12 protein-coding genes and 1 riboswitch are annotated in these 13,404 nt (G+C 73.2%); of the genes, 10 read left to right on the top strand and 2 right to left on the bottom strand.

What is annotated here, in order from left to right:
* Positions 1-45: 45 nt before the first annotated feature.
* The gene (locus AB0912_RS33330) at positions 46-951 is read left to right on the top strand and encodes a hypothetical protein (protein ID WP_366706575.1); all 906 of its coding nucleotides are present in this window, start codon (positions 46-48) and stop codon (positions 949-951) included.
* Between the two features lie 281 nt (positions 952-1,232).
* On the opposite strand, the gene AB0912_RS33325 is transcribed toward AB0912_RS33330, so the two are convergent.
* Positions 1,233-1,724: an FBP domain-containing protein gene (locus AB0912_RS33325; protein ID WP_366706573.1), complete on the bottom strand. Its 492-nt coding sequence runs from the start codon at positions 1,722-1,724 to the stop codon at positions 1,233-1,235.
* Between the two features lie 71 nt (positions 1,725-1,795).
* On the opposite strand from AB0912_RS33325, the gene AB0912_RS33320 reads away from it, so the two are divergent.
* The 7 genes from AB0912_RS33320 to AB0912_RS33290 all read left to right on the top strand — a co-directional run bounded on the left by AB0912_RS33320 (position 1,796) and on the right by AB0912_RS33290 (position 10,582).
* Positions 1,796-2,365 (top strand): WHG domain-containing protein, encoded by a 570-nt coding sequence (locus AB0912_RS33320; RefSeq protein WP_366706571.1) that lies wholly within the window; start codon positions 1,796-1,798, stop codon positions 2,363-2,365.
* Positions 2,366-2,733: 368 nt separating this feature from the next.
* A complete protein-coding gene (locus AB0912_RS33315; protein WP_366706569.1) occupies positions 2,734-3,918 on the top strand; it encodes a GDSL-type esterase/lipase family protein in 1,185 nt (394 codons plus the stop codon).
* An 89-nt stretch (positions 3,919-4,007) separates the two neighbouring features.
* Positions 4,008-4,227, top strand: a riboswitch (cobalamin riboswitch).
* Between the two features lie 159 nt (positions 4,228-4,386).
* Positions 4,387-6,714, top strand: a complete 2,328-nt coding sequence (gene metE / locus AB0912_RS33310) for a 5-methyltetrahydropteroyltriglutamate--homocysteine S-methyltransferase (protein WP_366706567.1) — start codon at positions 4,387-4,389, stop codon at positions 6,712-6,714.
* 101 nt (positions 6,715-6,815) lie between these two features.
* Complete coding sequence (locus AB0912_RS33305) at positions 6,816-7,676, top strand: oxidoreductase (RefSeq protein WP_366706565.1); 861 nt, start codon at positions 6,816-6,818, stop codon at positions 7,674-7,676.
* A gap of 109 nt (positions 7,677-7,785) precedes the next feature.
* Entirely contained in the window at positions 7,786-8,115 is a 330-nt protein-coding gene (locus tag AB0912_RS33300; RefSeq protein ID WP_366706563.1) for a hypothetical protein, read from the top strand.
* A 131-nt stretch (positions 8,116-8,246) separates the two neighbouring features.
* A complete protein-coding gene (locus AB0912_RS33295) occupies positions 8,247-9,890 on the top strand; it encodes a protein kinase (RefSeq protein ID WP_366706561.1) in 1,644 nt (547 codons plus the stop codon).
* On the top strand, positions 9,887-10,582 hold the full coding sequence (locus tag AB0912_RS33290; RefSeq protein ID WP_366706559.1) for a hypothetical protein: 696 nt from the start codon (positions 9,887-9,889) through the stop codon (positions 10,580-10,582). Before AB0912_RS33295 ends, AB0912_RS33290 begins: the two co-directional genes overlap by 4 nt.
* A gap of 21 nt (positions 10,583-10,603) precedes the next feature.
* Here the strand turns inward: AB0912_RS33290 and AB0912_RS33285 are convergent, their stop codons facing one another.
* The gene (locus AB0912_RS33285; protein WP_366706557.1) at positions 10,604-11,608 is read right to left on the bottom strand and encodes a LacI family DNA-binding transcriptional regulator; all 1,005 of its coding nucleotides are present in this window, start codon (positions 11,606-11,608) and stop codon (positions 10,604-10,606) included.
* A 157-nt stretch (positions 11,609-11,765) separates the two neighbouring features.
* Here AB0912_RS33285 and AB0912_RS33280 point away from each other — a divergent pair, with 157 nt between their 5' ends.
* The gene (locus AB0912_RS33280; protein WP_366706555.1) at positions 11,766-12,656 is read left to right on the top strand and encodes an amidohydrolase; all 891 of its coding nucleotides are present in this window, start codon (positions 11,766-11,768) and stop codon (positions 12,654-12,656) included.
* 36 nt (positions 12,657-12,692) lie between these two features.
* Entirely contained in the window at positions 12,693-13,193 is a 501-nt protein-coding gene (locus tag AB0912_RS33275; RefSeq protein ID WP_366706553.1) for a cysteine dioxygenase family protein, read from the top strand.
* Positions 13,194-13,404 lie beyond the last annotated feature (211 nt).

The raw sequence follows: 13,404 nt of genomic DNA, 5'->3' as shown, positions 1-13,404 counted from the left end.
ATGTGTGTTCACGCGGCGGCCGTGCACCGACGAAAGGTCCTCACCATGCCCGACGCCACACCTTCCACCGAGCTGACATCGCAGTACACCGCCCAGGTCATCGGCGATCTGGACCGCAACGTGAAGGAGCAGGAGCGCATCGGTGCGGAAATCGACGCCCTGCAAGAGCAGTTGAACGCGCTGCGGCACGACCACGCCGTCCTGACGAGCCTGCACCAGGCCCTCGGAGGCGCGGACACGGCCGTCCCCGCCCCGCCCGCCCCGACGGGGGTGGCGTCCGTGCCACAGCAGAAGGGGTCCGCCAAGGCGGCCGGGCCGACCGCCTCCGCGAAGTCGGGCAAGGCGCCGAAGAGCACCGACGCCAAGCGCCCGCGGTCGCGGGCGAAGACGGCCGGCACCGCGAAGAGTGTCCAGGCCAAGGCCGCGACCACCACGTCCGAGGTGAAGAGCACGGGCGGCGCGGAGCCGGCCGGTGCCGACGCCAAGAGCACGGCCACGAAGAACACCGCTACGACGGGCACTGCCACGAAGAGCACCGCCACCAAGGACGCTGCCGCCAAGAGCACCGGCGCCAAGACCCCGGACACCAAGCTCGCCGCCACCAAGACGGCCGCCGCCAAACCCGCCTCCGCCAAGTCGGCCCCCGCCAAGAAGCCCGCGGCCAAGGCCGGGTCGGGCCGGCCCACCCTCGTCGAGCTGATCCGCGGCTACCTCACCGACCAGGGCGAGCCCCGTTCGGCCGCCGAGGTCTCGACGGCGCTCGGCAAGTCCCACCCCGACCGGCGTATCCAGACGAACGTCGTGCGCACCACCCTGGAGAACTTGGTGGCGAAGAGCCACGCCCACCGCGCCAAGCAGGGCACCTCCGTCTTCTACACGGCCACGGACGCCCTCAGGCCGGCCGCGGCCGCCCCGGCAACCGAGCAGCCGGTGGAGGCCAGCGCCGGCTGACCGTCAGGCGCCAGATGCCCGGTTCGTGAAGCGCGGAGAATCGATACGCCAGAGTCGACCCGCCCGAGTCGACCCGCCTGAGTCGACCGGCCCGAGTCGACCGGCCCGAGTCGATCCGCCGCCCCGGAATCGCCGCGCCGCTCCTGGGCGGACGCGGAGTCGCACCCCCACCCCGACCCTGCCTTCCCCCTTGCCTCCCCCTTCCGGGGTCCCCTCCCTCCCTCCCTCCCTCCCGGGCGGCAGACCGGGGACAGCGCAGACCGGGGACACCAGGGCATCTCTCACGCGGTCACCTTCGCGACGAACGCCGCGAGGTTCGCCACGGTGCGCTGGATCTTCTCCTCCAAGGTCAGCGACTCGTGCATCCGCCCGCCCACGCCCGCGTCACGCTTCCCGCGCACATACAGCGAGCAGGCGAGGTCGCCGCATATGTACGCGCCGACCGAGTTGCCCTGCTGCCCCGGCTTGCCCGCCTTGGGGGCGACCATCAGGGAGACACCGCCGGTGTGGGTGGTGACGCACAGGGAGCACATGCTGCGGCGCATGTGTCCGGACGGCTGGGTGGGGCAGCGCAGCACGAGCGCCTGGAGGTGGCCGTCCAACTCGGCCGCGATATAGGCGCGTTCGGGTGACTGCGGGTCGCGCCAGCCGAGGTAGTCGAGGTCTTCCCAGGGCCGGTCGGCCAGGTCCCGGGGGACGGAGAGGCGCTTCGCCTCGCCCTTCGTGCAGTTCAGGAACGCGGCACGGATCTCTTGCTCGGTCAGCGGCTTCATAACACTCACGCTAATTTGCCTAAAGCTATTAGGCAAATGCATAATCAGTTCTGCCGGAAGAGAGGATCGCCATGGTTCGGGCAGGACTGACCGCGGAGCGGGTGACACGGGCGGGGGCGGAGCTGGCCGACGAGGTCGGCTTCGACCAGGTGACCGTCTCGGCGCTGGCCAGGCACTTCGACGTCAAGGTCGCGAGTCTCTACTCCCATGTGAAGAGTTCGCACGACCTGAAGACGCGGATCGCCCTGCTCGCCCTCGAAGAACTCGCCGACCGTGGGGCGACAGCCCTGGCCGGGCGGGCCGGCAAGGACGCCCTGACCGCCTTCGCGAACGTCTACCGCGACTACGCCAGGGAGCACCCCGGGCGGTACGCCGCCGCACAGCTCCGGCTCGACCCGGAGACGGCCGCCGCCAGCGCGGGTGTCCGGCACGCGCAGATGACCCGGGCGATCCTGCGGGGCTACGACCTGGCGGAACCCGACCAGACCCACGCCGTCCGCATGCTGGGCAGCGTGTTCCACGGCTACGTCAGCCTGGAGCTGGCCGGAGGGTTCAGCCACAGTGCCCCCGACTCACAGGAGAGCTGGTCGCGCGTTCTGGACGCGCTGGACTCCCTGCTGCGCCACTGGCCCACGGCCTGACCGACGCGGCTGACTCGCCCGGCCGCCGGCACCTGCCCGTATCCCTCAACTCGCTGGTGGCCGAAGCCCGTTGGCATCGCGCAGGGCCCCATGCGGGCCCCACGTGGCTGACCCCCGTCGCCTCCCACGGCAGCCGCGAGGTGAGCGACAGGCGGCACGCGCCCACCACCCACGAGGCGGGACAGCCACAGGCATCCCACGACATCCACCACACACGCCGCACGACCCCTGCCAACCGTGCCAACCGCACTCCGCACAAGCCTCACAACCCGTGTGACCCGTACGCCGCCTGGCCCACGTGGACCCATGTGGCCCTTGCGACCCCGTACCCCCCATCCGTCCTCCCCCACCGACAGGCCGATGTCATCATGCAGACCCAACCCGACCCCATCACCACACCCATCACCGCCGACCTCGTGCGCGGTGCCGTCGAGCTGGAGTACACCGGGCGGGGTGTGCTGCCCCACCGGCTGCCCGCCTGGGCGCGGGCCCAGTGTGGCGACGGGCAAGTGGCGATGGCGGAGGCCCAGCCGTCGGGCGTTCGGCTGGCCTTCCGTACGCGGGCCACCACCGTCGAGCTGGACGTCCTCGCCACCAAGCGCGTCTACGTGGGCGCGCCCGCACGGCCGGACGGGCTGTACGACCTCGTCGTCGACGGCCGGCTCGCCGGTCAATCGTCCGCGCCCGGCGGCAACACCCTCACCCTCGACATGGCCACGGGATCGGCGACGACCACGCCCGGGACGGTCGGCACCGTACGGTTCGCGGACCTGCCCGCCGGGCCGAAGGACGTCGAGATCTGGCTGCCGCACAACGAGACCGCCGAGCTGGTGGGCCTGCGAGCCGACGCGCCCGTGGAGCCGGCCCAGGACCGTGGGCGGCCCGTGTGGCTGCATCACGGCAGTTCGATCAGCCAGGGTTCCGACGCGGCGAGCCCCAGCACCACCTGGCCCGCGCTCGCCGCCTCCCTGGCCGGGGTGGAACTGGTCAACCTGGGGCTGGGCGGCAGCGCCCTGCTCGACCCGTTCACCGCGCGCACCCTGCGCGACACGCCCGCCGACCTGATCAGCCTCAAGCTGGGCATCAACCTCGTCAACACCGACCTGATGCGGCTGCGGGCCTTCACCCCCGCCGTGCACGGTTTCCTCGACACCGTCCGCGAGGGCCACCCGAGCGTGCCGCTGCTCGTCGTCTCCCCCATCCTCTGCCCCATTCACGAGGAAACGCCGGGCCCCAGCCTCCCGGACCTCGGCGCGCTCGGCGAAGGCCGGCTGCGGTTCCGCGCCGCGGGCGACCCCGCCGAGCGGGCGAGCGGGAAACTGACCCTCGGGGTCATCCGCGACGAACTCGCCGCGATCGTGGCACAGCGGGCCGCCGAGGACCCGAACCTGCACTACCTCGACGGACGGGAGCTGTACGGAGAGGCGGACGCCGTCGAGCTGCCGCTGCCGGACGCGCTCCATCCGGACGCCGCGACCCACCGTCGTATCGGCGGACGGTTCGCGCGCCTCGCCTTCGACGGAACCAAGGGCTTCCCCGGGCCGGTCGCCTGAACCGGGCACCCGCGCCGAGCCGGCCGGCCGCCGCGCTCCCGGAGCCGTCCGGGATGTGGGCGGCCTGCGCGGCACCGCGCTCGTCGCATAGGCTGGCGCCCGTAGCTGGTTCGCCCCGTCCGCCAGGCGGGATGCGTCGTAAGAGGGAACCCGGTGGAAATCCGGGACTGCCCCGCAGCGGTGAGCGGGAACGACCGCCGTCATACGCACTGGGCCCGGACGGGTCTGGGAAGCGACGGCCAGTAGGTGTCCTCCGTCCGGAGGGCGTGCCCGCGAGTCCGAAGACCTGCCCGCTGCCCGTGCGCGACCATCGCGCGCGGACATCCCGGTGACCTCGTGGGCGGGTCGGCGTACATACCTGGCGGACGGCCGCGCTCCGGCGTGCGGCGTGTTCCCGCCCGGTCCGTCACCCTTCGCGCTCACGTGTCCCATCGGGATCCAGGGAGACATCTCGCGAAGGAGATTTCCGTGACAGCGAAGTCCGCAGCCGCGGCAGCACGGGCCACCGTGTACGGCTACCCCCGCCAGGGTCCGAACCGGGAACTGAAGAAGGCGATCGAGGGCTACTGGAAGGGCCGCGTCGGCGCCGACGCCCTCCGGGCCACCGCCGCGGAACTGCGCCGCTCCACCTGGCGGCAGCTCGCCGAGGCCGGTATCGCCGAAGTACCCACCGGCGACTTCTCGTACTACGACCACGTCCTGGACACCAGCGTCATGGTCGGCGCCGTCCCCGAGCGCCACCGGGACGCCGTCGCCGTCGACGCGCTCGACGGCTACTTCGCCATGGCCCGCGGTACGCAGGACGTGGCGCCGCTGGAGATGACGAAGTGGTTTGACACCAACTACCACTATCTCGTGCCCGAGTTGGGCCCGGACACCGTCTTCACCGCCGACTCGTCCAAGCAGGTCGCCGAGTTGAGGGAGGCGCTGGCGCTCGGGCTGACGGCCCGCCCGGTCCTGGTCGGACCGGTCACGTACCTCCTCCTGGCCAAGCCCGCCCCGGGCGTGGCCGCGGACTTCGACCCGCTGGCCCTGCTCGACCGGCTGCTGCCGGTCTACGCCGAGGTGCTCGCCGATCTGCGCTCCGCGGGTGCCCGGTGGGTCCAGCTCGACGAGCCCGCGCTCGTGGAGGACCGGACGACCGCCGAACTGAACGCCGCCGAACGCGCCTACCGGTTCCTCGGCGGTCTCACCGACCGGCCGAAGCTGCTCGTCGCGTCCTACTTCGACCGGCTCGGGGAGGCCCTGCCCATCCTCGCCAAAGCTCCCGTCGACGGGCTCGCCCTCGACTTCACCGGCGCTGCCGCCGCCAACCTGGACGCGCTCGCCGCCGTCGGTGGTCTGCAGGGCAAGCGGCTCGTCGCCGGTGTCGTCAACGGCCGCAACATCTGGGTCAACGACCTGGAGAACTCCCTTGCCACGCTGGGCACTTTGCTGGGCCTCGCGGACCAGGTGGACGTCGCGGCCTCCTGCTCGCTGCTGCACGTGCCGCTGGACACCGGCGTCGAGCGGGACATCGAACCGCAGGTGCTGCGCTGGCTCGCCTTCGCCCGGCAGAAGACGGCGGAGATCGTCACCCTCGCCAAGGGTCTGGCGCACGGCACGGACACCATCGCGGCCGAACTCGCCGCCAACCGGGCCGATCTCGCCGCCCGCGCGGGCTCGGCGCTCACCCACGACCCCGCCGTGCGCGCCCGCGCCGCCGCCGTCACGGCCGCCGACGCCCGCCGCTCGCAGCCGTACGCCGAGCGGTCCGCCGCCCAGCGCGCCCACCTCGGTCTGCCGCTGCTGCCGACCACCACGATCGGCTCCTTCCCGCAGACCGCCGAACTGCGCTCCGCACGGGCCGACCTGCGCACCGGACGCATCGACCTCGCCGGGTACGAGGAGCGCATCCGGGCCGAGATCGGCGAGGTCGTCTCGTTCCAGGAGAAGGCCGGGCTGGACGTCCTCGTGCACGGCGAGGCCGAACGCAACGACATGGTCCAGTACTTCGCCGAGCAGCTCACCGGCTACCTCGCCACACAGCACGGCTGGGTCCAGTCGTACGGCACCCGGTATGTGCGTCCGCCGATCCTGGCCGGCGACATCCTGCGGCCCGAGCCGATGACGGTGCGCTGGACGACGTACGCCCAGTCCCTCACCGACCGGCCCGTCAAGGGCATGCTGACCGGGCCGGTCACCATGCTCGCCTGGTCCTTCGTCCGCGACGACCAGCCGCTCGGCGACACCGCCCGGCAGGTCGCGCTCGCGCTGCGCGACGAGGTCAACGACCTTGAGGCGGCGGGGACTTCGGTCATCCAGGTGGACGAGCCCGCGCTGCGCGAGACGCTCCCGCTGCGCGCGGCCGACCGTCCCGCCTATCTGGCGTGGGCGACGGAGGCCTTCCGCCTCACCACCGCGGGTGTGCGGCCGGACACCCAGATCCACACCCACATGTGCTACGCCGAGTTCGGGGACATCGTCCAGGCCATCGACGACCTCGACGCCGACGTGATCAGCCTGGAGGCCGCGCGGTCCCACATGCAGGTCGCCGGTGAACTCGCCCGGCACGGCTACCCGCGCGAGGCCGGTCCGGGTGTCTACGACATCCACTCGCCGCGCGTGCCGAGCGCGGACGAGGCATCCGCCCTGCTACGCAAGGCACTTGAGGCCATCCCGCCGGAGCGGCTGTGGGTCAACCCGGACTGCGGGCTGAAGACCCGCGGCTGGCCCGAGACCCGCGCGTCGCTGGAGAACCTGGTCGCCGCCGCCCGCACGGTGCGCGCGGAGCTGTCCGAGCCGTCCGGGTCCTGATCCGCCGCGGACCGACGGCCGAAGGGAGCGCCTTCCTCAGCCCCTCCGGCCGTCGGCCGTGTTCCCCGTTCGGGTCCGCACCCCGTACTAGGGTGACGATCATGACGACGGAACGATGGGCGCTGGGCGGCGACTTGGACGTCGCGCGCGTCGGCTACGGAACCATGAAACTGACCGGCTGGCCGCGCGGTGACCGCCCCGGCCGGGAGACCGCGCTCCGCGTGCTGCGCCGCGCGGTGGAGCGCGGCGTGAACCATCTGGACACCTCGTACTACTACGACCGGGACGGGGTGTCGGCCAACGAACTGATCCGGGAGGCGCTCTACCCGTACCCGGACGACCTGGTGATCGTCACCAAGGTGGGCGCGCTGGTCGAGGGGTCCGACATCGCGCTGCCCGCCGAGCGGATGACCGGTCTCACCCCCGACAACCTGCGGCGCGGCGTCGAGGCCAACCTCCGCTCGCTGGGGCTGGACCGGCTCGACGTGGTGAACCTGCGTCTCGGCGACCTCGACCGGTCCGGGGTCTGTCTGGCCGAACCCCTGGAGGCGCTGCTCGCGTTGCGCGACGAGGGCCTGATCCGTCACCTCGGCGTCTCGAACGTCACGGCGGAGGAGTTCGAGACCGCCCGCGCGATCGCGCCGATCGTCTGTGTCCAGAACCTCTACAACCTGTCCCGGCGGGACGACGACCCCCTCGTCGACGCCTGCGCGGCGGCCGGTGTCGCCTACGTGCCGTTCTTCCCGGTCGGCGGGTTCCAGCCGGTCACGGCCGAGCGGCTGGACACGGTCGCCGCCCGTCATCACGCGACGGTCCCGCAGGTCGCCCTCGCCTGGCTGCTCGCCCGCTCCCCGAACATCCTCCTCATCCCCGGCACCGGCTCGCCCGCCCATCTGGAGGAGAACATCGACGCGGGCGCGCTGAAGCTGACCCCCGAGGACCTCGCGGATCTGGACGACTGAACCCGGCGTCAACCGAACCCGAACGATTGCCGATTCACGCCAATCCGGAACCGCCGCGGCTACGGATGGAACAGCGGAACGCACGAGAGGACTCCGAGAAGGGGCGGTCATGGCCGGATCGGCACGGGCCCGGATCATCGCGCTGGCCGTCGGACGGAGCTGGATCGTGGTGGAGGGCCGGCTGCCGCGGTCCGCGGCTTCCTATCTCCACGCCGTGCTGCGGGAGAGATGCGGGGCGCAGCCCGTGGTCTTCCTGGACCTGCGGCAGGCCGAGCTGGCCGGCGGCGAGGAGACACGCGGGGTGTTCCTGCCCGACGGCCCCCGCGTCTTCCATGTCATGGCCGGGGAGCCGTGGCACTCCCTGCTCTCCCGCGACCGCCGGGTGCGGTGGCACGGCGACGCGGAGGAGGCGTGGCGAGCCTGGTGCTCCGCTCCGTGAGGGCGGGAACCGAACCGGCCGGACAGGTGTCTCACAGCACACGGCTGGAAGCGCGTGGGGCCGCGGCGCCCCAGGTGTCCCAGGGCCTGTCCTGATCCACATGACGGGCCCCGGCTCTCGGGGGTTGAGACATGAGCACATGGTCGGTACCGGGGTACGCCGAGTCACGGGAACTCGGCTCGGGGGCGAGCGGGCGGGTCGCGCTGGCCGTGCACGAGGAGACCGGGCTGCCGGTCGCGGTCAAGTACCTCAGCGAGTCACTGCGCACCCGCCCGGGTTTCGTACGGGAGTTCAGGGCGGAGGCGCGGCTGCTCGGAGGGCTGCGCAGCGCGCATGTGGCGGGGCTGTACGAGTACGTGGAGGGCCCGGACGGCGCGGCGATCGTCATGGAGCTGGTCGACGGGGTCAGTCTGCGGACCCTGCTCGGCAGGGAGGCGCCCCTCACGCCCGAGGCCGCGCTCGTCCTGCTCAAGGGCTCGCTGCTCGGCCTCGCGGACGCGCACCGGCTCGGCGTGGTGCACCGCGACTACAAGCCGGAGAACGTCCTCGTCCGCGCCGACGGCACGTCGAAGCTGGTGGACTTCGGGATCGCCGCCGCCGACGGCAGCACGGCGGGCATCGCGGGCACCCCGTCGTACATGGCGCCGGAGCAGTGGACCGGCGCTCCCGCGTCCCCGGCCGCCGATGTGTACGCCGCGACCGCCACCTTCTTCGAGTGCCTCACCGGCCGGAAGCCCTACACAGGGGAGAACCTCGCCGAACTCGCGCTCCAGCACGTGGACGGCCCCATCCCGGCCGACGAGGCGCCCGAGCCCGTACGGGGCCTGGTGCGCCGTGGTCTGGCGAAGTCCCCGGAGCAACGGCCGTCGCACGCCGAGGACTTCGTGGCGGAGCTGGAGGCCGCGGCGGGCGGGGCGTACGGGCCGGACTGGGAGGAGCGCGGTCGTGGGCGGCTGGCCGCGCTCGCGGCGCTCTCGCTGCTGCTTCCGCGCCAGGCGCCCGGCGGGCCGCGCGACGGCACCACGGACACGGCCCGCACGGTCCTCCACAGGACCCCGGACTTCCTCCGCGTCTGGCGGCCCGACGGCCGTTCACTGCTGCTCTCGGCGGCCGCGATCGTCGCGGCGCTCCTGCTGACGTACGGCGTCGACCGGCACGCGCCCGCCTTCGGCACCCCGGGACAGGCGGCGCAGGCCCTCGCCACCACGAGCGCGCGACCGGGCAGCGCCGATGGTGTTCCGGTCACGGCGGACCCGGAGTCCCCGGCGCCGTCCGCGTCGGCGCCGGTCTCGGCCACCGCCACGGCATCCGGAGCGGCCGACGCCACCGCCACGCCGACGGCCCCGCCGGACACCGCGACGGCCACCGTCGCCGCGCCTCCGACCAGCGCGGCGCCCCCGACGGGAGAGCCCACGACCACTCCCCCGTCGGCGTCCCCGTCGCCCGAAGCGGGCGTCGAGTCGGTGGTGTTCGGCGGGTTCCGGCAGACGGGCACGGCCACGGCGACGGCCTCGCTCACCGTCACCACGGACGGAACCGGGCCCGTCACCATCACGGTCACCTGGTCCACCGGTGACGAGGCCGGCCAGGTGGGCGCTCAGGACGGGGCCGCCGACACCTACCAGCGCGGTGGGGCGACGCAGTACACGATCGCGCTCGACCACACCTTCCAAGGGGCCGGCTGCTACTGGAACGTGCGGGCCGGCACCCAGCCCGTCTCGGCGGACGGCGGCGCCTCGCAGCAACTCCTGACCCGGCGGTGCGCGATCCGATGAACGAGCACCCCGGCGCTCCGGGCGCCCCCTCCGCCGGCGACGACTACAGCGCGACCGTGCTGGCAAGCCACTGGATCCAGCGGCCCGACTCCCCCGACACCACCCGGATTTCGGACCCGTCCGCCTCCGACACCGCCGCTCCCGAAGGGAGTCGGGCCAGGCACGGGGCGGCGGAAGCGACGGCCCTCGACACCGCGCCCGACCGGGTCGAGGGCACCCTGCTGCGCTTCGGACCGGGCGTGAACGCCGACACCGTACGCCGCTCGGCCGCCGCCGCGCCCGCCCCCGCCCCGGTCCGCCGGCGCACCTGGCGGCGGCACGCACTGCCCGCGATGGTGCTCCTTGCCGTCCTCGCCTACCTGTTCTGGCACGGCTCCGAACCCTCCGTGGGCGTCGACGGTGTCACCATCGCCGCCACACCGGCCTCCCCCGGCTGCGGCGAGACCGCCGACGTGACCGCCACGGTCACCACCGACGGCCGGGCCGGTGAACTCGCCTACCGCTGGGTGCGCGGCGACGGCACCTCGTCGAAGACCCTCTACGAAGAGGTGACGCGTGGTCAGAAGCGGGCGCGCCTGCACCTGTTGTGGACGTTCCAGGGTGAGGGCCGGTACGCGGCACGGGCCGAGCTGCGTCTGCTGTCTCCGGTCCGGCACACGGCCGGTGCCCGGCTCACCTACCACTGTCCGTGAGCCGCAGGCCCCGCCGATGGGTCAGAGCGCCACAGCCGAGCCCCGGGCGCACATCACCGGGGCGCACAGAATCCGCTTGCGGCGTACCCGCTTGCCCTCGATGGCGGAGGCGGTCAGCCGGGCGGCCTCCGCCGCGATCTGGGTCAGTCCCCAGCCCACGGTGGTCAGCGGCGGGGTGAGGACGCGGGAGACGGGGTGGTCGTCGAAGCCCACCACGGAGACGTCCCGGCCCACGACGAGCGAGGCCTCGGCCGCCGCCGCGTACACCCCGTAGGCGAGCGAGTCGGAGAAGCAGAAGACGGCGGTGGCCCGCCGCTCCCCGTCGAGGACGCCTCGGGCGACGACGGTGGCGGCGGCCAACTCCTGTGGACAGGGCACGAGTTCGGCGCGCAGCCCTATGCGATCGGCGGCCTCGCGCACATAGACGTCGGCCGGCCGGTCGGGCGTGCTCGGCCGGGTCGGGGTCAGGACGGTCACCCGGCGGTGGCCGAGGCCGTGCAGATACTCCAGTACGGCGTCGATGCCGGCCCGGTTGTCGAAGATGACCTGGCCGACCGTGCGGGCCCGGCCGAGCGAGTCGCCGACCGCGACGACCGGCAGCGCGTCGGCGATGGCCGACCACTCCTCCGCCGCCGGGTTCACCGGGGACACCAGCAGCGCGTCGACCCGCTGGTCCCGCAGTTGCTTGGCGAGGACCAGCTCCCGGTCGGGGTCGCCGCCCGCGTCCACGATCAGCGCGTAGCGGTCGCCCGCGAGGAGTTCACGGCCGATGGCCGCCATGAGCTGCTGCTGCCACAGGTCCTGGAGGTCGCCCGCGAGGACACCGACCGTGCTGGTCCGGCCGCTGGCCAGGGCACGGGCGATGGGGTCGGCCTCGTAGCCCAGTTCGGCCGCCGCCTTGCGCACGCGTTCCTCGGTCTCCTTGGAGACGTGCTTGCCGCGCAGGGCGTAGGAGACAGCGGCGGTGGAGAGGCCGGTGGCCTCGGCCACCTCCCTGAGGGTGGTGCGCTTCGGGGGCCTGACCATGCCGGAAAGCCTACCGGGCGGCGTCCGTATCGCGGGCACACGCTTGACACGCCGACTTGTTAATCGCTTAAGTTAACCGCATCACTGAAGCGCTTAACCGACGCTGCCAGCCCTCGCCACGCCCGCCCGACACACGTACTCACAAGGGGACTTCAGGGTGCCCGTCGACGTCCACCAGCACATCTGGCCGCCCGCCTTCGTCGCGCTGCTGCGGGCGCGCACGGCGCCGCCACGCCTCGACGGATGGACGCTCCATCTGGACGGCGAACCGCCCTTCGCGGTCGACCCGGCCGACCACGACGTGCGGGCCCGGGCGCGGCTGGCCGTCGCCGACGGTCTCGGCCTCGCCCTGGTGTCGCTGTCCAGCCCGCTCGGCATCGAGTACCTCCCGCCCGCCGAATCCGTCCCGCTGCTCGACGCGTTCCACGCGGGCGCGCTCGCGCTGCCCGCGCCGTTCGGTGTGTGGGCGTCCCCCTGTCTGAGCGAACCGGACCCCGACGCGGTGGAACGCGCGCTCCGGCAGGGCTGCGTGGGGCTGCAACTGCCCGCCACCGCGCTTGTGGACGCGGCGGGCTGGCAGCGCTGCGCCCCGCTGCTCGATGTGCTCACCCGGCTCGGCAAACCGCTGTTCGTGCATCCGGGCGCCGCCGCCTGCGCTCCCGGGTCCCCGTCCTGGTGGCCCGCGCTGGTCCCCTACCAACAGCAGCTCCACAGCGCGTGGTTCGCGTTCCGGGCCTTCGGCCGCGGCCGTCATCCGGGACTGCGGGTCTGCTTCGCGGCGCTCGCGGGACTGGCGCCGCTGCACGGCGAACGGCTCGCGGCGCGGGGCGGTGGCCGGGGCGAGGTCGACTTCGACGTCTTCTACGACACCTCCTCCTACGGCACACGCGCCGTGGACGCCCTGGTCCGCGCCGTCGGCATCGACGTCGTCGTGAGCGGCAGCGACCGCCCCTACGCCTTGCCCGTCGCCCCCGATCTGGGCGCGGACGCCGCCGTCCACGCCCTGCGTACCGTCAACCCCGCCCGTCTGCTGCACGGCCGCGTCTGATCCGTGCGCCGGGCCCACCTGGAAGGGAACCCCGCCGTGACGTACTCGTCCCTGCCGGACCGCACGCTCGACAAGCACGAACTCCAGCGGCTCGTCGACGACTTGGCGGCCCGGCCCGAACTCTGGCGTGACCAGGTCGCCTTCTCGCACGAGGAGCGGCACTACGCGTCGCTGCACCGTGACGAGTACGTCGACGTGTGGCTGCTGTGCTGGACCCGGCAGAACGACACCGGCTGGCACGACCACGACATCTCGGCGGGCGCGGTCCGGGTGGTCCAGGGCGTGCTGAACGAGTCGAACCCGCGGATCGGCGGCAGCCATCTGTCGGTGGCCGTCGGCGCGGGCGAGTCGTTCTGCTTCGGCCCCGAGCACATCCACCGGCTCACCGGGGCCACCGACGACGCGGTCTCGCTGCACGCCTACTCGCCGCCACTGTGGCGCCTGGGGCAGTACGACATCACCGCGGACGGGCTGATGCGCCGTGTCTCGGTGTCGTACGCGGACGAACTGCGCCCGCTGGACAGCCCGGCCGCGTGAGAAGGGCCGGTGGCGCGCCGAGTGGCCGCGGTGCGCCGTGGTCAGCCGCGGGAGGACCCGCCCTGGCCCCTGCGGCCCTGTCGGGACTGGGGGCGGCCCCGGCCGCCGGTGCGGCGCCGGGACGGGGCGTTGGGCGTGTCACCGCTGTTGAAGCCGGGGCCGCTCGGCGCGCTGAATCCGCCGGGGACGGCGGGGACCGCGGGCACGCCCG

The sequence above is a fragment of the Streptomyces sp. NPDC007084 genome (genome assembly GCF_040703595.1).
Classification (GTDB): domain Bacteria; phylum Actinomycetota; class Actinomycetes; order Streptomycetales; family Streptomycetaceae; genus Streptomyces.
Note: the sequence above shows the minus strand (reverse complement) of the source record. Positions and strands in the feature narration are given on the sequence as shown.

Bases quoted from the DNA above. Each gene is read 5' to 3' on its own strand.
- AB0912_RS33330 (WP_366706575.1), top strand. From the start codon at position 46: ATGCCCGACGCCACACCTTCCACCGAGCTGACATCGCAGTACACCGCC.
- AB0912_RS33325 (WP_366706573.1), bottom strand. From the start codon at position 1,724: ATGAAGCCGCTGACCGAGCAAGAGATCCGTGCCGCGTTCCTGAACTGC.
- AB0912_RS33320 (WP_366706571.1), top strand. From the start codon at position 1,796: ATGGTTCGGGCAGGACTGACCGCGGAGCGGGTGACACGGGCGGGGGCG.
- AB0912_RS33315 (WP_366706569.1), top strand. From the start codon at position 2,734: ATGCAGACCCAACCCGACCCCATCACCACACCCATCACCGCCGACCTC.
- AB0912_RS33305 (WP_366706565.1), top strand. From the start codon at position 6,816: ATGACGACGGAACGATGGGCGCTGGGCGGCGACTTGGACGTCGCGCGC.
- AB0912_RS33300 (WP_366706563.1), top strand. From the start codon at position 7,786: ATGGCCGGATCGGCACGGGCCCGGATCATCGCGCTGGCCGTCGGACGG.
- AB0912_RS33295 (WP_366706561.1), top strand. From the start codon at position 8,247: ATGAGCACATGGTCGGTACCGGGGTACGCCGAGTCACGGGAACTCGGC.
- AB0912_RS33290 (WP_366706559.1), top strand. From the start codon at position 9,887: ATGAACGAGCACCCCGGCGCTCCGGGCGCCCCCTCCGCCGGCGACGAC.
- AB0912_RS33285 (WP_366706557.1), bottom strand. From the start codon at position 11,608: ATGGTCAGGCCCCCGAAGCGCACCACCCTCAGGGAGGTGGCCGAGGCC.